Genomic DNA, 18,025 nt, shown 5'->3' with positions numbered 1-18,025 from the left:
AGATCAAGCCGCGTCGGTCTTGACCTCGACGCGGTGGCCGTCCAGGTCGCTGAACATCGCGCCGTAATAGCTGTCGCTGATGTCGGGTCGGGTGCGCGGTGCCCACAGGTCGGCGCCGGCGGCGGCCAACGCCTCGGCATGCATCTGCTCCACCGCGGCGCGCGAGGGCGCGCCCCAGGCGATATGGGCGCCCGCCGCGGTCACGGCCTGGGCCGTCTCCGCGGGATAGACGAAGAAGCACCAGCGATCGGCGGTGCCGAAGGCAGCCTCCTTGCCGGTATCGCGCTGCAGCGACAGGCCCAGCGGCGCAAGCACCCGGCCGTAGAAGGCGACGGCCTCGGCGTAACGATGGGATCCGATGGAGATATGGTCGATCATGGGTTTGGAGAAGCTTAATCAACAATAATCGCGAGGCTTCCACTGTCGCCGCAGGGCGCTGTCGTCGCGGCGCATTCCGGCCCTCGTGAATGCGGCCGCGCCGCAAGCTGGCCCCGCCCGACGCTCCGACCCGCGCCTCATGCCCCTGGACCGACTCGACCTCCGCATCCTCTCGCTCTACCAACGCGACACCACGCTTTCCGGCGAACAGATCGGCGCCCAGGTTGGCCTGTCCGCCGCCGCGGTGCAGCGCCGCCTCAAGCGCCTGCGCGACGAGGGTGTGATCCAGGCCGAGACCGCGCAGCTGGACTGCCGCCCGCTGGGGCTGAACCTGACCGCCCTGGTGCATGTGGACCTGGTCGACGAGTCGGCGCGCGCCGCGCGTGCCTTCGTCGAGCGCGTGCTGGCCCGGCCCGAGGTGCAGCAATGCTATGGCGTCACCGGCGAGGCGGACTATGTGCTGGTGATCGTCGCGGCCGACCTGCCGGCCTACGAGGCCTTCTGCCAGGCCTGCCTGCTGCACGACCCGAATGTGCGCAGCTTCAAGACCCAGATCGTGCTGGACGCGCTGCGCCGCGGCGGCCCGCTGGCGCTGCCCGAGGACGGCCCGGCTCAGGCGTCGCCGCCGCCCCCCGCCTGAGCGCCCGGCCAGGGGGTCGCGGCCGCGCCGGGCGGCTGCGGCAGTTGGCCCTGCAGGCGCGCCAGGTCTTCCTGGGTGTCCACGTCGATCAGCACGCCGGCATCGTCCAGCTCCACGCCATGCGAGGGATAGCGGGCCAGGATGCGACGCGCGCCCTCGTCGCCCTGCAGCGCCATCAGTTCGGAATAGAGCTCGGCATTGAAGCCCACCGGATGGCCGCGCTGGCCGCGATGCTGGGCGAAGGCCACCGGATGCTGCTCCAGCGCTTCGGCCACCGCCAGCACGCTGGCCGGCTGCAGCATCGGCATGTCGGCCGGCAGGATCAGCCAGCCGTCGGCATCGCCGGTGGCGGCCACGCCGGCCGCAATCGAATGGCCCATGCCGACCGGCTGCGCCCGCCCCTTGGCGTCCAGCTCGACCAGCTCGATCACGTCGCGGCTGGCCACCAGGCTGCGCACCGCCGGCGCCAGCCGCGGGCTGGTCACCACCACCACCGGCAAGCCGGTGCCGATGGCGTTCTTCAGCGTGCAGCCCAGCACCGTCTCGGCGCCGAGCGCCTGCTCCAGCTTGTGCCCCGGGCCGCGAAAGCGCAGTCCGCGCCCCGCCGCCAGCACGATGACAACCGGCCGACCTTTCATCATCCGCCGCGATCCTTCTGCAACTGCTCCAACCACTTTCACTACGGCAACACCATCCAGGTCAATCGATCCCTGAAGCCGCCGGTCTGCGCCGGCCCAGCTCCTTACGAGACAGCATGCCAGCGGCTCCCGGGGATGGCACTGGGAGGTTCACTTACAGGTTTTTGACTACCGGTTAACCCTTGGTGCGAGCGTCGGACCGCGGCGGCGGCATTTGCCGACATACTTGCCGCCATGAGCAAACTATCCGATCTGCGCAAGAGCTACGAACAGGGCGAGCTCGACGAGCACCAGGTGGCCGGCGAGCCGCTGGTCCAGTTCAAGACCTGGCTGGCCGAGGCCCTGGCGGGCGACGTGCCCGAGCCGAACGCGATGACCCTGGCCACCGTCGGCGCCGATGGCCGGCCCTCGACCCGCATCGTGCTGATCAAGGACTATGACGAGCGCGGCATCGTCTGGTACACCAACTACGACAGCCGCAAGGGCCGCGAGCTGGCCGCCAACCCGCATGCCGCGCTGCAGTTCCACTGGGTGGAAATGGAGCGGGTGGTGCGCATCGAGGGCCGGGTCGAGCCGGTCGAGGCGGCACAGTCCGACGCCTACTACCGATCGCGCCCGCTCGATTCGCGCCTGGGCGCCTGGGCCTCGCCGCAGAGCCAGGTGATCGCCTCGCGCGCGGTGCTGGTGGCCAATGCCGCCAAGGCCGCGGCCCAGCATGGGTTGAACCCCGAGCGCCCGCCGCATTGGGGCGGCTACCGCCTGGTGCCGGAGCGCTGGGAGTTCTGGCAGGGCCGCAAGTCGCGCCTGCACGACCGCCTGAGCTACCGCCTGCAGGCCGACGGCAGCTGGCTCAAGGAGCGCCTGGCCCCCTGAGCCCTGCGCCTCAGAAGCGCAGCTGCAGCCCCATCAGCGCCGAGCGGCCCGGCAGCGGCGCGAGGTCGCGCAGGGTCGCCATGCTGGTGGCGCTGTAGGCTTTGGTATTGCCCAGGTTGTCCAGCTTTAGATACCACAGCGCGTCATGGCCGCCGAGCTTGAGCTGGCGCGCCAGGCCGACGCGCACGAGGCCGTAGCCGGGTGTGGGCTTGTCCAGCGCCGGCACGCGGTCCTGGCGCGCCGCCAGGCGCAGCTCCAGGCTGGCGCTCCACAGGCCGCCATCGTCGGCCGTCAGCGACAGGGTCGCGCGCTGCGGCGCCAGGCGCGGCAGGGCCTCGCCGGTGGCGCGGTTGCTGCCGCGCACCACATCGAACTGCCCGCCCAGGGTGAAGCGCCAGGGGCCGGCCCAGTCCATCTGCGGCAGGCCGGTGCGCGCCTCGATCTCCAGGCCCGAGAGCCGCGCCGGCACGCCGCGGTAGCGGTACTCGGGCAGGCTCTCGCCCTCCTCGTTCTCGAAGCTGGCGCCGGTGGCGTCCAGCGCGATGTAGTTGCGAAAGCGCGTCTGGTAGACGTTCAGGCGCAGCAGGCGCCTGTCGGCGCCCTGCCAGCGCAGGCCCAGGTCGACGCCGCGCGCGCGCTCCAGCCCCAGGGCCGGATCGCCGCGCTCGTAGGCGCCGGTCGCCACATGCACGCCGTTGGCATAGAGCTCGTAGAACATCGGCGCGCGCTGCGTGTCGCTCAGGTTGGCCTGCAGGCTCCAGGCCGGGCTCAGCTGGTAGCCGCCGGAGAGCGACAGGCTGCGCGGCGCGAAGCGCCGGCCCTCGGCCGCGCCGAAGCGCGGCTCCTCGGCGCCCGGCAGATCGCCGCTGGAGTCAATGCGCACCGACTCCTTTCGCGCGCCGGCCGACAGCGACAGCCGCCCGCTGCGGTACTGCTCGAGCAGGAACAGCGCGCCGGAGCGGCTGCGCGTGGCCGGCACCAGCGCCTCCTCGCCCAGCGCCGAGAAGTCGGAGCGCTCCCATTGCAGGCCGACCACGCCACGCAAATCCCCATGTGAAAGGCCGATCGGCGCATGCTCGGCCTCGACGCGCAGGTCGTTGCCGCGGCTACGGAACAGGGTGCCGACCTCGCCCGAGCCCTCGACCTCCTTGTGCTCGTAGATCGAGCGGCTGGCCTGCCACTGGATGCGAGGCAGCGGGCCGCCGGCATCGCGCCATTCGCCGGCGGTGGCCAGGCGCTGGCGCTGCATCTTGATCGTCACGTCCGGCTCGACCGTGACGCCATAGTCGTTGCGGTAGTCCTCCAGCGAGACGCCGGCATAACCCTGCGAGAACAGCGCCGAGGCACCGATGGCGCCGCCATGGCTGTCGCTGGCCGAGTTGCGCACGCGGCCGCCGGGCACGCGCTGGTCGTCGGCCTTGCGGCCGGAGAGATCGGCATGCCAGGCCCAGGCCTGGTTGCCGCCGTCCAGGGTCAGGGCGCCGTTGCGCTCGTTCGCCGCGCCGCCCAGGCGCAGCTCGGCCGCGCCGCACAGGCCACGCGCGGCCGCGCGCGGGATGCGCTTGTCCAGGGTGTTGACCACGCCGCCCACCGCGCTGCCGCCATAGAGCAGCGCGGACGCGCCGCGCAGCACCTCGATGCGATCCACCACCAGCGGATTGACCGGCACCGCATGGTCATAGCTGAGGCTAGAGGCGTCGATCGAGGCGCCGGAGTTGCTGAGCAGGCGCACCCGGTCGCCATCCAGGCCGCGCAGCACCGGGCGGTTCGCGTTCGGGCCGAAATAGGTGGCCGCCACGCCGGGCAGGCCGTCCAGGCTCTCGCCCAAGGTCGCGGCGCGGCGCAGGGTCAGCGCGTCGCCGGACAGCTGCAGGCTCGGCTGGGTCGACTCCTTGTCGCGCAGCGGGTTGCCGGTCACCAGCACCGGCTGCAGTTGCTCGGGGGCCGCCGTCATTGCCTGCTGCTGGGCCCAGCCATTGCCGGCGCTCAGGCAGGCCAGGGCCGCCGCCAGCGCCAGGCGGGTCTTGATCGTGGTCGTCGTGTTCATCGGGGACTTCTCCAGGGTCGCGCGCAAGGGCGCGAGGCCGCGCCGCGCTTCTGGGCGCGGCCGGCCGTCGATTCAAAAGAGGGAAAAAAGAAAGAGAAAAGAATCAGGCCTGGAGAGGCCGAGGCGGTGCGCGCGCGCCGTAGGACCAGCGTGCGCTCAGGAAGACGGGGCTGGGCGCGGCCGCGGCCGTCCAGCCCTGGGGCAGTGGCGCCGGCGCGAGCTGGGCCAGCGGGAGCGGCCCGCCCTCATGGGCGAGATGGTCGAGGATCTGGCAGTCGGCGCTGCCGCTGGCATGGCCCCAGCCATCCTCGTGATGCGAATGAGAGTGCTGCTGCGGCGCATGGGCGATGCGGTGCAACTGGCCCAGCCCCTGCGCGCTCAGCAGCAGGGCCAGGGCCAGCCAGAGCAGCCAGCGCGTCAGCGCGGGTTGCGGCCGGGGCATCGGGCGCGGCAGGGTCATCGGGAAGAGAAAAAATAGAACAAGTCAGGCCACCACATCATCCGCAGCGCCGAAAGCCGGCTCAGCCCAGCAACGCCCGAGGATCCGGCTTTGCCGGGCCTGCGGGCGTGCCCCCTTGAGGGGGCCGGCGAAGCCGGTAGGGGGTGGGCCTTCATTTCAGTTGATCGGCTGCGCGTCCATCACGCGGTAGAACAGGCCATAAGGGTCGTTGCTCAGCACCGCCATCTGGCCCTCGACCGTGACCGGCTCCAGGGTGTAGCGCACCGGCGTCTTGCTGCGCACCTCGATCAGCCCCTCCGGGCCGGCCGGCACGCAGAAGGAGCAACTGGTCGGCACCGAGGACAGCAGGAAATGGCGCTGCTTGTCGCCCGGCTCCAGCGGCATCATGAAGCCCTGCACCTTGACGGTCTTCTTGTCCAGCGCCTGCACCGGCGCCGGGAAGCTGGGCACCAGCTTGTTCTTCTCGGCCTTCACCGTCACCGAGGACAGCAGCGGCCAGGACACCACGCCCTCGCGCTCCTGCAGCGGCTTGAAGGGGCTGCGCGGATCGTGATAGCCGGGGCCCTGCCCGACCGCGGCGCCGCCGTTGGCGTCCAGCGCTTGCGCGGAAGACAGCGCGGCCAGGCCGCACAGCGCCGCCAGCAGGGTGCGACGGATGAAGGAACGAGATTCAGTGTTCATGCTTCAAACCACAGTATTTGCCGATCGCCAGGCCCTTGCAGGCGGCCAGCAGGGCCTTCTGGCAGCGTTCCTCGGTCTCGCCGCCTTCCAGGCAGCGGGCCGCGTCCTCATGCGCCTTGGCCATCGCGCGATGGCGCGAGATGTCCTTCTTCGCATGTTCGCTCAGCGCGGCCGTGGCGGCCGGCGCTGGGCTCGATTGTGCCGGCGCCGCGGTGGCGGCGCCCAAGGCCAGAAGGATGGCGGCGATCAGAGACTTCTTCTTCATCAGGTGCTTTCGTTGGGGTCTAGTGGGGGGCTTGCAGCAGCTCGGTCACGTCCAGGCGGTAGGCCCGCCAGGCCGGCCAGGCCGCGCTGAACAAGGCCAGCAGCACCGCGACGGCCGGCACGGCCAGCTCCCACCAGGAGAACCAGGTCCCGACCACGCGCAGCGATTGCTGCTGGGCCAGCAAAAAGCCTAGCAAAGCTGTCAAGCCATGGCCCAGCAGCAGGCCCAGGGCGCTGGCCAGCAGGGCCAGCCAGAGCGCCTCCAGGCCGATCAGGGTCGCCACCCGCGGCGCCGGCGCGCCCAGCATGCGCAGCATCGCCAGGTCGCCCTGGCGCTCGCGCACCGCATGCAGCAGCGCGACGAACACCGACAGCCCGGCCGCCAGCAGCAGCACCGCGCCGAAGCCGCGCAGCACCTCGGTGCCGGCGCCCACCATGCGCAACAGGCGCGCGGTTTCCAGCGCAGGCGCCGCGGCCTGCAGCGCGTCCTGCGCATTGACCCAGCGCGGCAGGCTCACCGCGGCCAGCGGGCTGCGGTAGCCGACCAGCACCATCGTCACCTCGCGCTCGGCCTCCAGCGCCGCGCGGTCCTCGGCATCGACCGCATGCATTTCCTCGTGCACCTGCCAGACCGAGGCCAGGTCGGTCAGCACCAGGCGGTCCAGCACGCTGCCGCCGGGCTCCAGCACGCCGACCACCTGGTAGCGGTGCTCGCCATGCTCGTGCCCGCTCTCGCCCAGGCCATGGCTGCCGGCGAAGCGGTCGCCGATCTTGAGCCCGCTGGCGCGCGCCGCCTCGGCGCCCAGCACCGCCTGCAGCGGCGCCTCCCACAGCCGGCCTTCGCGCAGCTGGCCTTTGTAGAGCTGCAGATAGTCGGGCGTGGTGCCGACGATGCGGTAACCCTTCAGGCTGTCGCCCAGCGACATCGGCACCGCACGCGCCACCAGCGGATGGCCGCGCAGCTGCTGGACCGTGGCCAGCGGGATGTTGCCGGTAGGCACGTCCAGGTGGAACACGCCGGCCAGCATGATCTGCATCGGACTGCCCTTGGCGCCGACCACCAGATCGATGCCGGCCAGGTCGCGCCGCACGCCGGCCTCCAGCTGCTCGCTGACCAGCAGCACGAAGCAGGTCGCCGCCAGGCCCAGACTCAGCAGCAGCAGGTTCAGCGCCGCCACCAGGGGCCGCGCCCAGAGATAGCGCCAGGCCAGGCCGGCCAGCCGCCTCATCGCACAGCTCCCAGCTTGGGCAGCACCAGGCTCGGCAAGCTAGCGCCCAGGCGTTCGGCGACGCGGCCGTCATGGGTGGCCACCACCAGCACCGCGCCCTGCTCCGCCGCGGCCTGCTGCAGCAGGTCCAGGCTGGCCGCGGCGGCCTCGTCGTCCAGATTGGCGGTCGGCTCGTCGGCCAGCAGCAGGCGCGGCCGGCGCAGCAGCGCACGTGCCAGCGCGACGCGCTGTGCCTGGCCCAGGCTCAGCTGGTGCGGCCGGCGCTCGGCCTGGGCGCGCAGGTCCAGGCGCGCCAGCAGTTCCTCGACCCGCGCCGCCTCGACGCCCAAGCCGGCGGCCAGATAGGGCAGGCCCAGGTTGTCGCGCACGCTCAGCGCGGCGCTCAGGTGCAGGCGCTGCGGCACGAAGCCCAGGGTGGCGCCGCGCCAGGCATCGCGCTGGCGCGGGCTCATCGCGCCCAGCTCGCTGCCGGCCATCACGACCTTGCCGGCGCTGGCGCTCAGGAGCCCGGCCATCAGGGCCAGCAGGGTCGACTTGCCGCTGCCCGAGGCGCCGCGCAGCAGCAGGCCCGGGGCGTCGCCCAGCGCGAAGTCGGCGAAGGCAATCTCGGGGCCCTGGTGGTAGCGGTAGCGCAGCCCCTGCAGCTCGATCATGCGGGATCGCGCACCAGGCGCTTGAAGGTGGACAGGAACTTGTCCACCTTGGCGGCGACCACGAAGGCGCAATAGCCCTGGTCCGGATTGCGGGCGTAGTAATGCTGGTGATAGTCCTCGGCGCGGTAGTAGTCGGCCTCGGGCAGCAGCTCGGTGACGACCTTGCCGCCATGGGCCGTTTGCGCCTCGGCCAGCACCTCGCGCGCCACCGCCGCCTGCTCGGGCGTATGGAAGTAGATGCCGGAGCGGTACTGGGTGCCGACATCGGCGCCCTGGCGGTTCAGCGTGGTCGGATCATGGATCGCGAAGAACACCTCCAGCACCTCGCGCAGGCTGAGCTGCGCCGGATCGAAGCGCACGCGCACCACCTCGGCATGGCCGGTCTGGCCCGAGCAGACCTGCTCATAGCTGGGGTTGGCAAGCTGGCCGTTGCTGTAGCCGGACTCGACCGACAGCACGCCGCGCACGCGTTCGTAGACCGCCTCGGTGCACCAGAAGCAGCCGCCGCCCAGGGTGATGGTTTGTGGTTCCTGGCTCATGGATGGAATCCCGCTGATGAAGCCCGCTTGTTGCCGGGCCGAGAGCATAGCCGAGCGCCGGTGACTACTGTGCGGCCAGCGCCAAATCCACCCGCGGGGTCCAGGGCTTGTCCTCCTGGGCCTTGGCCGCCTGCAGATGCGGCGCGGCCAGGAACAGGCGCGCGTTCGGCACGCCCTTGGCGATCAGCGCGTCGCGCACCGCCACCGCGCGCTGCAGCGCCAGCTGGCGCATCGCCTCCTCGTCCACCGCATGGCTGGCCGCCAGCATCGCCTGCATCTGCTCGGCCGGGACCTCTTTCAGCAGGCCGATGAAGTTGCGCGGCCGGTTCGGCAGGTTGCTGTTCTGATAGACCGCGCGCAGCAGGCGCTGGCGCTCGGCCGCGCTCAGCGGCGCCTCGGCCACCTCTGCGGCGGCCTGGCCGCTGGCGTTCTGCTGGCGGCGCAGCTCGCGCCGGCGCTCGGCCTGCAGCGAGGCCTCGACCCGCGCGGCCTGCAGCGCGGCCTTCTCGGTCTGCGGATCGGCCCAGCCGGTCAGGGTGACGTTCAGGCCGGGGCGCTCGGTCAGCGCCTTGGCCACCTTGTCCAGCTGGGCCTGGGTCGTTTCCTGCAGCGCGCTGCTGGCCGGGGCGAACTCGGCATGGCTCTGCTCCGCACCGCCGCCGCCCATCAGCAGCGAGAACGGCGAGGTCAGCGCCTTGCCCAGCAGGTTGATGATCAGCCGGAACACCAGGCCGCCGATGCTGAACTCGGGGTCGTTGAGCGAGCCGCTGACCGGCAGGTTGACGTCGATCACGCCGTTGCCGTCCTTCAGCAGCGCCACCGCCAGCAGCACCGGCAGCTTGGTCGCGTCGGGGCTGTCGATCTTCTCGCCGAAGCTGAGCTGGTTTAGCACGATCTGGTTGTCCGCCTGCAGCTGGCCGCCGGCGGCGATGCGGTAATGCACCTTGGTCGAGAGCTTGCCGCGCTCGATCGCATAGCCGGCGTACTTGCCGGCATAGGGCGACAGCGGCGCCAGCTCGATGTCGGTGGCGGCGGCCCGGATGTCCATCGCCAGCGGCGTGCCGGGATTGAGCTGGCCGCTGATGTCCAGCAGCCCGGTGCCCGCCACCCGACCCTTCAGCGTCAGCGGCGCCATCTCGGGGCTGCCGCTCTCGAAGCCGCCCAGCCGCCCCTGCAGCTCGGTGAGCTTGGCGCTGTAGTTGGGGCGGATGAAGCGGTCGCTGAAGTCCACGCTGCCATTGCTGACTAGGGTCTCGCCCAGCTTCAGCCGCAGCGCCGGCGCCGGCTCGGCGGCCGGGGCGCTGGCCGGTGCGGCGGGCGCCGACGCAGCGGCGGCAGCGGCGGCCTCGGCCGCCTCGCGCGGCCCCAGGTCGCGCAGATTGAAGCGGCCCTGCTCGTTGACGATCAGGCGGGCATAGAAGTCGTTCAGGCTGGCCTTGGCCACTTCGACGCGCGGCACCTGCTGCGGCTGCAGTTCGAGCTTGAGCCCGGCCAGGTTCAGCGCCTGCCAGCTCAAGAGCTCCTCGCCGACCTCGCGCCGGCCCTTCTCCGGCTCGCGCGTCTGCAGCAGGCGCAGGTCGGCCAGCAGCAGGTCGCCACGGGCCTGGGCCGACAGGCCGGCCGCGGCCTGGCTCAGTGCGAAATCGCCGCGGAAACCTGCCTCGGCGCGGCGCAGGTGCAGGCCCAGCGCCGGATCCAGATAGGGGTCGAAGGCCTGCAGCGGCAGGCGCTCGGCGCGCAGGCTGCCGCGCGCCGCCAGTGGCGCCAGCACCAGATCGCCCTGCCATTGCACGCTGCCCAGGCCGGCCGCGGCGCCGCGCCGCGCCCCCGGCCGGCCCAGCTGCAGGCTCAGCTGCACCGGCGAACGGGTGGCCTGGCCCGGGCTCAGGTTCTGCGCCTTCAGGCGCAGTTGCTCGACCACCAGCTGGTAGGGCGCGCCCACGGCCTCGCCCTCGCGCCGGTTCAGCGGCTGCACCGCGGCATCGCTGAGCTGCAGGCCGCCGCGCTCCACCGTCAGGCCGGCCAGGCGCAGCGCCCAGGGTGCCTCGGCACTCGTTGCCGCTGCCGGCTTGGCCGGCGCCGGCAGCAGCTCCTGCACATTCCAGACCCCGGCGGCCGAGCGGCGCAGCTGCAGGCGCGGCTCGCGCAGGTCCAGCTGGCCCAGCTCGACGCGGCGCTTGGCCGGGTCCAGGCTCACCTCGTCCAGGCTCAGGCCGGCCAGGCGCAGCAGCTCCTGGCCTTGCTGACCTTTGTGCAGTTGCCGCGCCTGCAGCCCGTCGAGCGTCAGCTCGCGCAGCTTGGCGACCAGGCGCTGCTCGGGCGCGGGCTCCAGCGGCCGGGCCAGCTCCAGCGCGGCCTTGCCGGCCAGCCGGCCCTGCAGCGCCAGCGGCAGCTCGGCCTGCAGATAGGGCGACAGCCACTCCAAGGCCAGGTCTTGCCAGCCGGCCTCCAGCGCCAGGGCCTCGGCGCCGAGCCGGCCCTGGCCGTCGAGCTTGGCCGCGGCGGCCTTGTCCGGGCCCTGCAGCGCGGCCGCGAAACGCAGCTCGGCGGGCCCCTGCAGCGGCCAGCTCAGGCCCTTCAGCTCCAGCCCCAGCTCCTGCAGTTTCAGCTCGGCGCCGACGCCGGCGTCCGACCAGTCAAGCCCGGCCTGGCGCAGCTCCAGGCGCTGCAGCGCGATCTTCCAGCCGGGCTCCGCGGCGGCTTGCTTGCCGTTGTTCTTCTTGCCCTCATCCTTGCTGGACGCGGGCGGCAGCGGCAGCAGGACACGCCCGGCCGCGTCGCGGCGCAGCGCCAGGCGCGGGCCGGTCCACAGCAGCTCGTCGATCAGCAGCTGGCGCTTCAGCGGCTGCAGCTCCTTCAGCTTCAGGCTCAGGTCCTGCCAGCCAAGCCAGGCCTTCTGCTCGCCCTGGTCCAGCAGCACGTCGCGCAGGCCGAGGCTCCCGCTCAGGCGCAGCTCCGGCGCCTTGGTGGGCGCCTGCGCGAAGGCCAGGCGCAGCTCGGCGCTGAGCCGGCCGCTCTGCGGCGCGAGCGGAAGCTGGCGCGGCCAATAGGCCAGGTAGGGCTTCAGGTCCAGGTCGGCGAACTTCAGGTTCAGCGCCGCCTCGCGCGTCTCGGCGAAGGGCAAGGCCTCGCCGCCGAAATCGAAACCCTGCGCGTTCAGCCGCCCGGACAGATGCGGCTCGACATGCACTTTCACATGGGCGTCGAGCTGGGACAGGAAGGGCAGATCCAGGCGCAGCTGGTCCAGCACATGGCGGCGCTGGTAGGGCCGGTCGTCCAGCAAGACCTGACCCTCGCTCAGGCGCAGGTTGTAGAGCGCGAAGCCGGGGCCGTCGGACTCGGCCTTCGGGTCGGCCGGCGGTTTCGTCCAATGCTCGATCAGGTCGTCGATGTCGTAGCGCCCCTCGGCCAGACGGGCCAGGCGCAGGGTGGGCCGCTGCACCGTCAGCGACTCCAGCACCAGGCTGCGATGCCACAGCGAGCGCAGCGACAGCGCCAGGTCCAGCTCGCCGACCTCCAGCAGGGCCGGGTCCTCGGCCTCGCGGCCCGAGATCTTCAGATCCCGCAGCACCAGGCCCAGCCGCCAGGGCTGGAAGCGCACCTCGCCGACGCTGGTCGGCCGGCCCAGGGCCTCGCTGGCCAGCTTCATGCCCGAGCCGGCCAGCCACCAGGGCAGTAGCAGCATCGTCAGCCCCATCAGCGCCACCGCCACGGCCAGAATGATCAGCAGGCGGCGTAGCCAGGGATGGGACGACAGGGCAATGGACATGGAACTGGGCGATTCTTGAACCGGCCGGATTATCGGGCGGCCGCGCTAGGGCCGGCGCCGATTGCATTCCGTTGCATGCTGAGCATCATGCGCCTGCCCGCGCCCGCCCTTCTCCTTTTTCCTTCTTGCTGTCACCGGTCCGATGAACGAGCTGCTCCAGAGCCTGCACGAACTCAAACCCCTCTTGCTGCCCCTGCTGCTGCCGCCGGGACCGCTGCTGGTCCTGCTGCTGCTCGGCGCCGGCCTGCTGCGCCGGCATCGCTGGCTGGGCCGCGGCCTGCTGGGTGCGGGGCTGCTGGGCACCTGGTTTGCCTTCACCGAGGTCGGCGCCGACGGCCTGCAGCGCGCGCTGCTCGGGCCGGTGCAGGCGCTGGACGCGGCCGCGCTGGAGCGGCTGCGGCTGGACCCGGCCGACTCGGCCGTGCTGGTGCTGGGCGCCGGCGCGCAGCGCGAGGCCCCGGAATATGGCGGGCCGACCCTGAAGCCGCTGAGCCTGGAGCGGCTGCGCTATGGCGTCTGGCTGGCGCGCCGCACCGGACTGCCGCTGGGCTTCACCGGCGGGCCGGCGCGCGAGCTGATGGAACTGAAGCTCACCGAGGCGGCGCTGGCGCGCCAGGCCGCGCGCGAGGAATGGCAGCTGCCGCTGCGCTGGGCCGAGGACCGCTCGCGCGACACGCGCGAGAACGCACGCATGAGCCTGCCGCTGCTGCGCCAGGACGGCGTGCGCCGCGTGCTGCTGGTCACCCATGGCCAGCATATGCCGCGCGCGTTGCGCGCCTTTGGCGAGGCCGCCGCCGGACTGGGCATCGAGGTCGTGCCGGCGCCGCTGGGGCTGCGGCCCACGACGCCCTACAGCCTGGGCGACTGGTTCCCCTCCAGCGACGCGATCCGCAAGACCCGCTATGTGGTCTATGAATGGCTGGGGCTGCGCAGCGGCCGTTGATAAACAGCAGCCTCCAGAAACGACAAACCCCTCCCAAGCCTGGGGCCGGGAGGGGCGGGTGGCTTACGCCACCATTGGGGCTCTGCAGCCATCTGCTACAGGGCTCCTGGCGCGCAGAGACTGCGCCAGAGGTTTGACCTGCTTGGCAGGCCATACAACAGTAGGCCAGCGTCCACGGGCGTTCAAGCCTGGGCGAACCCTAGTTGAAACGGCCGCCCTCAGCCGAAGAGGCGCCGGTACAGATCCTCCATGCGTGTCGAGACCTCGGGCGTCATCGTGATCGTGCGGCCCCATTCGCGCGGGGTCTCGCCGGGCCATTTGTTGGTCGCGTCCAGTCCCATCTTGCCGCCCAGGCCGCTGACCGGCGAGGCAAAGTCCAGGTAGTCGATCGGCGTGTTCTCGACCAGGGTGGTGTCGCGCACCGGGTCCATGCGGGTGGTGATGGCCCAGACCACCTCCTTCCAGTCGCGGATGTTCACGTCCTCGTCCACCACCACGATGAACTTGGTGTACATGAACTGGCGCAGAAAGCTCCACAGCCCGAACATCAGGCGCTTGGCATGGCCGGGGTAGGCCTTCCTGATCGAGATCACCGCCATCCGGTAGCTGCAGCCCTCGGGCGGCAGATAGAAGTCGACGATCTCGGAGAACTGCTTTTGCAGAATGGGCACGAACACCTCGTTCAGCGCCTCGCCCAGGATGGCGGGCTCATCGGGCGGCTTGCCGGTGTAGGTGCTGTGATAGATCGCATCGCTGCGCCGGGTCAGGCGCTTGACCTCGAAGACCGGGAACCAGTCCTGCTCGTTGTAGTAGCCGGTGTGGTCGCCATAGGGCCCCTCCAGCGCGTGCAGATAACCGCCCTTCTCCTTCAGCGGCACGCCGTCCTCGCTGACGGCGCTGTAGCCCGGCTCCGCCACCGGGATATGGCCTTCCAGCACGATCTCGGCGCTGGCCGGCACCTGCAGCGGATGGCCCGGCTCGCCGACGCCGCTGTCCACCACCTCGGTGCGCGAGCCGCGCAGCAGGCCGGCGAACTGGTACTCGGATAGGCTGTCCGGCACCGGCGTCACCGCGCCCAGGATCGTGGCCGGGTCGGCGCCCAGCGCCACCGCGATCGGGAAGGCTTGGCCGGGATTGGCCAGCGCGAAGTCGCGGAAGTCCAGCGCGCCGCCGCGGTGAGCCAGCCAGCGCATGATCAGCTGGCGCCGGCCGATCAGCTGTTGGCGGTAGATGCCCAGGTTCTGGCGCCGGCGCGGCTGGGCCACGCCCTGCGGGCCGCGGGTCACGACCAGGCCCCAGGTGATCAGCGGGCCGGCATCGCCGGGCCAGCAGGTCTGGATCGGCAGGCGCTTCAGGTTGACCTCGGCGCCTTCCAGGATCTGCTGCTGGCAGGCCGCCTCGCGCACCCGGCTGGGCTTCATGTCCCAGAGGGCCTTGGCCATCTGCAGCAGGCGGCCGGCGTCCTTCAGCCCCTTGGGCGGCTCGGGCTCCTTCAGGCTGGCCAGCACATGACCCACGTCACGCAACTCCTGCAGGTTCTCGGCCCCCATGCCCAGCGCCACGCGACGGGTGGTGCCGAACAGATTGGTCAGGGCCGGCATGCTGTGGCCGGTCGGTTTTTCGATCAGCAGCGCGGGGCCGCCGGCACGCAAAACCCGGTCGCTGAGGGCCGTCACCTCAAGTAGGGGGGATACCGGCTCGGAAACGCGCCGCAGCTCTCCCATCCCCTCCAAATTGTGCAGAAAGTCGCGAAGATCACGGTACTTCATAACTGTAAGTAATTTTAACTTGGCCTTATAAGCTTGACGGGTTATTTTTGGTCTTTAGAATCCGCCTGCCCTGAAGCCTTCAGGGTTAACCCGCGTCGTCGCCTTGGGACGGTGATGACGCCCCGCTGCCGATGGACCCGGCCCGGGTCTCGCCAAGCTTGTCGCTTGGCTGGATCCGAGATGTGCCGGCCCATTATCACTGCCATGTCGGCAGGCCCTGCTCCACCAGGAACGGGCCCGATGACAGGGCGGAGAAGAAAGGAGTCGCATGACAGCGCGTCGTGATTTCGTATCCCTCACCCGCGGTGCCGCCGCGGCCGCTACCTTGTTCGTCAAGGACATCGGCCAAGGCCTGCTGGTGGTCAGCCACAACACCCTGGCCCTGCTGGGTCTGGCCGTTGTGGCTGTGCTGCTGATGTTCAGCAGCCAGGCGGATCTCCGCCACAAGCTGGAAACCGAGGCCTTCGGCTGGCTGACCGCCCGCCAGGAGGCCCGCGCCGAGGCTTCCGGCAACACGCTGGCCGGCCTGTCCGAGCCCGAAGCGCTGGTGCGTGCCACCGCGGCCGATCCCAAGGATCTGCCGCGCCAGCAGGCCGCCGTCGCGATGTGGCTGTCGCGCCGCTACAAGGTTGCGCCCGAGCCGATCAGCCGCCTGGTGCAGGAAGCCTGGACCGTGGGCCAGCGCGCCCGCGTCGAGCCGACCCTGATCCTAGCCATCATGGCGATCGAGTCCGGCTTCAACCCCTTCGCGCAGAGCTCCGTCGGCGCCCAGGGCCTGATGCAGGTGATGACCCGCGTGCATGACGACAAGTACGAGGCCTTCGGCGGCAACCTGGCCGCCTTCGACCCGATCACCAATCTGCGCGTCGGCGTGCAGGTGCTGAAGGAGTGCATCCAGCGCGCCGGCAGCCTGGAGGACGGCCTGCGCTACTACGTCGGCGCCGCCAACCTGCCCGACGATGCCGGCTACGCCAACCGCGTGCTGGCCGAGCATGAGCAGATGAAGTCGGTGATCGCCGGCCGCGCCTACACCCCGCCCGCCCGCCCGGTGCGCGAGGCCGCCGCGTCGGCCCCGGCCGCGACGCCGGATCCGGAGCGCGTGGCCCTGCTGAACTGAGCGCGCGAACCGCACATTTTTCTCTCTCCGAGAAGGCCCCGGTGTCCGCTACACTGGGGCCTTCGCGCAACTGGCGATCAAGGCTGCGGACGGCATCAACCGGCCGACGGCCCGAGGTGGTGGACCACCGGGGAGCGCGAACGGTTCAGGGCCCGGGCCCGGCCGACATCAGCCGTTCGCCTGGGCAGCCCAGCACCTGTCGCGATGTGTCGCGGCGGATCGTCTCGGGCCCAACCCTCACCATGACCCACCACCATCATGTTTGATCGCAGCCAATCGACCCTCGCCAACGTCGACCCCGAACTCTGGGCCGCCGTCCAAAACGAAAACCGTCGCCAGGAAGATCACATTGAGCTGATCGCCTCGGAGAACTACACCTCGCCGGCCGTGATGCAGGCGCAGGGCAGCCAGCTGACCAACAAGTACGCCGAGGGCTACCCCGGCAAGCGCTACTACGGCGGCTGCGAATATGTCGACGTGGTGGAGCAGCTGGCGATCGACCGCCTGAAGCAGCTCTACGGCGCCAACTTTGCCAATGTGCAGCCCAACTCCGGCTCGCAGGCCAACCAGGGCGTGTTCTTCGCGCTGCTGCAGCCGGGCGACACCATCATGGGCATGAGCCTGTCCGAAGGCGGTCACCTGACCCACGGCATGGCGCTGAACATGAGCGGCAAGTGGTTCAACGTGATCTCCTATGGCCTGAACGCCAAGGAAGAGATCGACTACGACGCGATGGAAGCCCTGGCCCGCGAGAAGAAGCCCAAGCTGATCATCGCCGGCGCCTCGGCCTACAGCCTGCGCATCGACTTCGAGCGCTTCGGCAAGATCGCCAAGGAGATCGGCGCCTACTTCATGGTCGACATGGCGCATTACGCCGGCCTGATCGCCGCGGGCGCCTACCCGAACCCGGTGCCGCATGCCGACGTGGTGACCTCCACCACCCACAAGAGCCTGCGCGGCCCGCGCGGCGGCATCATCCTGACCAATAGCGAAGAGATCGCCAAGAAGATCAATTCGGCCATCTTCCCGGGCATCCAGGGCGGCCCGCTGATGCATGTCATCGCCGGCAAGGCCGTGGCCTTCAAGGAAGCGCTGTCGCCTGAGTTCAAGGCCTACCAGGAACAGGTGGTCAAGAACGCCAAGGTGCTGGCCGAGACCCTGATCGAGCGCGGCCTGCGCATCGTCTCCGGTGGCACCGAGAGCCATGTGATGCTGGTCGACCTGCGCCCCAAGGGTCTGACCGGCAAGGAAGCCGAGGCCATCCTGGGCGCCGCCCACATGACCTGCAACAAGAACGGCATCCCGAACGACCCGCAAAAGCCGATGGTCACCAGCGGCATCCGCTTAGGGACCCCGGCGATGACCACGCGCGGCTTCAAGGAAGAGCAGGTGCGCGCCACCGCCCACCTGATCGCCGATGTGCTGGACAAGCCGCATGACGAGGCCAACCTGGCCGCGGTGCGCGAGAAGGTCGCGGCCCTGACCCGCGACTTCCCGGTCTACCGCTAAGCCGCGCCCGAAGCCCGCCGATGCGCTGCCCCTTCTGTACCCATACCGAGACCCAGGTCGTCGAGACCCGGGAGTCGGATGAGGGCGATGTGGTGCGGCGCCGGCGGCGCTGCCTGGGCTGCGACAAGCGCTTCACCACCTACGAGCGAGCCGAGATCGCGCTGCCCGCGGTGGTAAAGAAGGACGGCACCCGGGCCGACTTCGACCCGAGCAAGCTGCGCGCCTCGATGCAGCTGGCGCTGCGCAAGCGGCCGGTGAGCATCGAACTGATCGATGCGGCCCTGGCCCGCATCGAGGAAAAGCTGCTGACCAGCGGCGCGCGCGAGCTGCCCTCCACCAAGCTCGGCGAGCTGGTGATGCGCGAGCTGAAGAAGATCGACAAGGTCGCCTATGTGCGATTTGCCTCGGTCTACCGCAGCTTCGAGGATGTCGACGAGTTCCGCCAGCTGATCCGCGACATCTGATCCAGCCCCTCTGAAAAGGGGGGATGCATCCCCCGACGGCAGGAAAGAAAGC

General features: G+C 70.6%; 17 protein-coding genes and 1 riboswitch. Of the genes, 6 read left to right on the top strand and 11 right to left on the bottom strand.

Translation table 11 applies throughout. From position 1 onward, the window contains the following. Positions 1–3 precede the first annotated feature (3 nt). Complete coding sequence (locus G8A07_RS13670; RefSeq protein ID WP_195797503.1) at positions 4–378, bottom strand: VOC family protein; 375 nt, start codon at positions 376–378, stop codon at positions 4–6. A gap of 139 nt (positions 379–517) precedes the next feature. Here G8A07_RS13670 and G8A07_RS13665 point away from each other — a divergent pair, with 139 nt between their 5' ends. Beyond that, the gene (locus G8A07_RS13665) at positions 518–1,018 is read left to right on the top strand and encodes an Lrp/AsnC family transcriptional regulator (RefSeq protein ID WP_195797502.1); all 501 of its coding nucleotides are present in this window, start codon (positions 518–520) and stop codon (positions 1,016–1,018) included. Here G8A07_RS13665 and G8A07_RS13660 read toward each other — a convergent pair. Continuing rightward, positions 991–1,659 carry an NTP transferase domain-containing protein gene (locus tag G8A07_RS13660; protein ID WP_371816452.1) on the bottom strand — a complete coding sequence of 223 codons (669 nt, stop codon included), beginning with the start codon at positions 1,657–1,659 and terminating at the stop codon, positions 991–993. The two genes, G8A07_RS13665 and G8A07_RS13660, sit on opposite strands and share 28 nt — an antisense overlap. 231 nt (positions 1,660–1,890) lie before the next feature. On the opposite strand from G8A07_RS13660, the gene pdxH reads away from it, so the two are divergent. Then, complete coding sequence (gene pdxH, locus G8A07_RS13655) at positions 1,891–2,529, top strand: pyridoxamine 5'-phosphate oxidase (RefSeq protein WP_195797501.1); 639 nt, start codon at positions 1,891–1,893, stop codon at positions 2,527–2,529. 10 nt (positions 2,530–2,539) lie between these two features. Here pdxH and G8A07_RS13650 read toward each other — a convergent pair whose 3' ends face one another. The 8 genes from G8A07_RS13650 to G8A07_RS13615 form a co-directional block, all read right to left on the bottom strand. Further along, a complete protein-coding gene (locus G8A07_RS13650) occupies positions 2,540–4,576 on the bottom strand; it encodes a TonB-dependent receptor (protein WP_195797500.1) in 2,037 nt (678 codons plus the stop codon). Positions 4,577–4,679: 103 nt separating this feature from the next. Beyond that, complete coding sequence (locus G8A07_RS13645; RefSeq protein WP_195797499.1) at positions 4,680–5,018, bottom strand: hypothetical protein; 339 nt, start codon at positions 5,016–5,018, stop codon at positions 4,680–4,682. A 174-nt stretch (positions 5,019–5,192) separates the two neighbouring features. Continuing rightward, on the bottom strand, positions 5,193–5,717 hold the full coding sequence (locus G8A07_RS13640; protein WP_195797498.1) for a DUF3299 domain-containing protein: 525 nt from the start codon (positions 5,715–5,717) through the stop codon (positions 5,193–5,195). Further along, positions 5,707–5,982, bottom strand: a complete 276-nt coding sequence (locus tag G8A07_RS13635; protein ID WP_195797497.1) for a hypothetical protein — start codon at positions 5,980–5,982, stop codon at positions 5,707–5,709. The genes G8A07_RS13640 and G8A07_RS13635 overlap by 11 nt, the downstream gene beginning before the upstream one ends. Before the next feature lie 19 nt (positions 5,983–6,001). Further along, the gene (locus G8A07_RS13630) at positions 6,002–7,210 is read right to left on the bottom strand and encodes an ABC transporter permease (protein WP_195797496.1); all 1,209 of its coding nucleotides are present in this window, start codon (positions 7,208–7,210) and stop codon (positions 6,002–6,004) included. Further along, entirely contained in the window at positions 7,207–7,863 is a 657-nt protein-coding gene (locus G8A07_RS13625; protein WP_195797495.1) for an ABC transporter ATP-binding protein, read from the bottom strand. The genes G8A07_RS13630 and G8A07_RS13625 overlap by 4 nt, the downstream gene beginning before the upstream one ends. Next, positions 7,860–8,402, bottom strand: a complete 543-nt coding sequence (gene msrA / locus G8A07_RS13620; RefSeq protein WP_195797494.1) for a peptide-methionine (S)-S-oxide reductase MsrA — start codon at positions 8,400–8,402, stop codon at positions 7,860–7,862. The genes G8A07_RS13625 and msrA overlap by 4 nt, the downstream gene beginning before the upstream one ends. Before the next feature lie 64 nt (positions 8,403–8,466). Then, positions 8,467–12,171 carry a DUF748 domain-containing protein gene (locus tag G8A07_RS13615; RefSeq protein WP_195797493.1) on the bottom strand — a complete coding sequence of 1,235 codons (3,705 nt, stop codon included), beginning with the start codon at positions 12,169–12,171 and terminating at the stop codon, positions 8,467–8,469. 142 nt (positions 12,172–12,313) lie between these two features. Between G8A07_RS13615 and G8A07_RS13610 the strand changes: the two genes are divergently transcribed. After that, positions 12,314–13,114 carry a YdcF family protein gene (locus G8A07_RS13610; RefSeq protein WP_195797492.1) on the top strand — a complete coding sequence of 267 codons (801 nt, stop codon included), beginning with the start codon at positions 12,314–12,316 and terminating at the stop codon, positions 13,112–13,114. A 218-nt stretch (positions 13,115–13,332) separates the two neighbouring features. On the opposite strand, the gene ubiD is transcribed toward G8A07_RS13610, so the two are convergent. Then, a complete protein-coding gene (ubiD, locus tag G8A07_RS13605; RefSeq protein WP_195797491.1) occupies positions 13,333–14,883 on the bottom strand; it encodes a 4-hydroxy-3-polyprenylbenzoate decarboxylase in 1,551 nt (516 codons plus the stop codon). A gap of 268 nt (positions 14,884–15,151) precedes the next feature. Between ubiD and G8A07_RS13600 the strand changes: the two genes are divergently transcribed. The 3 genes from G8A07_RS13600 to nrdR all read left to right on the top strand — a co-directional run bounded on the left by G8A07_RS13600 (position 15,152) and on the right by nrdR (position 17,973). Beyond that, positions 15,152–16,000, top strand: coding sequence for a lytic transglycosylase domain-containing protein (locus G8A07_RS13600; RefSeq protein ID WP_195797490.1), 849 nt, complete (start codon positions 15,152–15,154; stop codon positions 15,998–16,000). Between the two features lie 56 nt (positions 16,001–16,056). Further along, positions 16,057–16,193, top strand: a riboswitch (ZMP/ZTP riboswitch). 65 nt (positions 16,194–16,258) lie between these two features. Then, entirely contained in the window at positions 16,259–17,509 is a 1,251-nt protein-coding gene (gene glyA, locus G8A07_RS13595) for a serine hydroxymethyltransferase (RefSeq protein WP_195797489.1), read from the top strand. Between the two features lie 20 nt (positions 17,510–17,529). Beyond that, positions 17,530–17,973 carry a transcriptional regulator NrdR gene (nrdR, locus tag G8A07_RS13590; RefSeq protein ID WP_195797488.1) on the top strand — a complete coding sequence of 148 codons (444 nt, stop codon included), beginning with the start codon at positions 17,530–17,532 and terminating at the stop codon, positions 17,971–17,973. Positions 17,974–18,025: the final 52 nt, after the last annotated feature.

The organism is Roseateles sp. DAIF2, assembly GCF_015624425.1.
Classification (GTDB): Bacteria; Pseudomonadota; Gammaproteobacteria; order Burkholderiales; family Burkholderiaceae_C; genus Kinneretia.
The sequence above is the reverse complement of the archived record's forward strand: the minus strand, read 5'-3'. Positions and strand labels throughout refer to the sequence as shown.

Excerpts from the sequence above, each read along its gene's own strand:
- G8A07_RS13670 (WP_195797503.1), bottom strand. The coding sequence starts at position 378 with ATGATCGACCATATCTCCATCGGATCCCATCGTTACGCCGAGGCCGTC.
- G8A07_RS13665 (WP_195797502.1), top strand. The coding sequence starts at position 518 with ATGCCCCTGGACCGACTCGACCTCCGCATCCTCTCGCTCTACCAACGC.
- G8A07_RS13660 (WP_371816452.1), bottom strand. The coding sequence starts at position 1,659 with ATGATGAAAGGTCGGCCGGTTGTCATCGTGCTGGCGGCGGGGCGCGGA.
- pdxH (WP_195797501.1), top strand. The coding sequence starts at position 1,891 with ATGAGCAAACTATCCGATCTGCGCAAGAGCTACGAACAGGGCGAGCTC.
- G8A07_RS13650 (WP_195797500.1), bottom strand. The coding sequence starts at position 4,576 with ATGAACACGACGACCACGATCAAGACCCGCCTGGCGCTGGCGGCGGCC.
- G8A07_RS13645 (WP_195797499.1), bottom strand. The coding sequence starts at position 5,018 with ATGCCCCGGCCGCAACCCGCGCTGACGCGCTGGCTGCTCTGGCTGGCC.
- G8A07_RS13640 (WP_195797498.1), bottom strand. The coding sequence starts at position 5,717 with ATGAACACTGAATCTCGTTCCTTCATCCGTCGCACCCTGCTGGCGGCG.
- G8A07_RS13635 (WP_195797497.1), bottom strand. The coding sequence starts at position 5,982 with ATGAAGAAGAAGTCTCTGATCGCCGCCATCCTTCTGGCCTTGGGCGCC.
- G8A07_RS13630 (WP_195797496.1), bottom strand. The coding sequence starts at position 7,210 with ATGAGGCGGCTGGCCGGCCTGGCCTGGCGCTATCTCTGGGCGCGGCCC.
- G8A07_RS13625 (WP_195797495.1), bottom strand. The coding sequence starts at position 7,863 with ATGATCGAGCTGCAGGGGCTGCGCTACCGCTACCACCAGGGCCCCGAG.
- msrA (WP_195797494.1), bottom strand. The coding sequence starts at position 8,402 with ATGAGCCAGGAACCACAAACCATCACCCTGGGCGGCGGCTGCTTCTGG.
- G8A07_RS13615 (WP_195797493.1), bottom strand. The coding sequence starts at position 12,171 with ATGTCCATTGCCCTGTCGTCCCATCCCTGGCTACGCCGCCTGCTGATC.
- G8A07_RS13610 (WP_195797492.1), top strand. The coding sequence starts at position 12,314 with ATGAACGAGCTGCTCCAGAGCCTGCACGAACTCAAACCCCTCTTGCTG.
- ubiD (WP_195797491.1), bottom strand. The coding sequence starts at position 14,883 with ATGAAGTACCGTGATCTTCGCGACTTTCTGCACAATTTGGAGGGGATG.
- G8A07_RS13600 (WP_195797490.1), top strand. The coding sequence starts at position 15,152 with ATGACAGCGCGTCGTGATTTCGTATCCCTCACCCGCGGTGCCGCCGCG.
- glyA (WP_195797489.1), top strand. The coding sequence starts at position 16,259 with ATGTTTGATCGCAGCCAATCGACCCTCGCCAACGTCGACCCCGAACTC.
- nrdR (WP_195797488.1), top strand. The coding sequence starts at position 17,530 with ATGCGCTGCCCCTTCTGTACCCATACCGAGACCCAGGTCGTCGAGACC.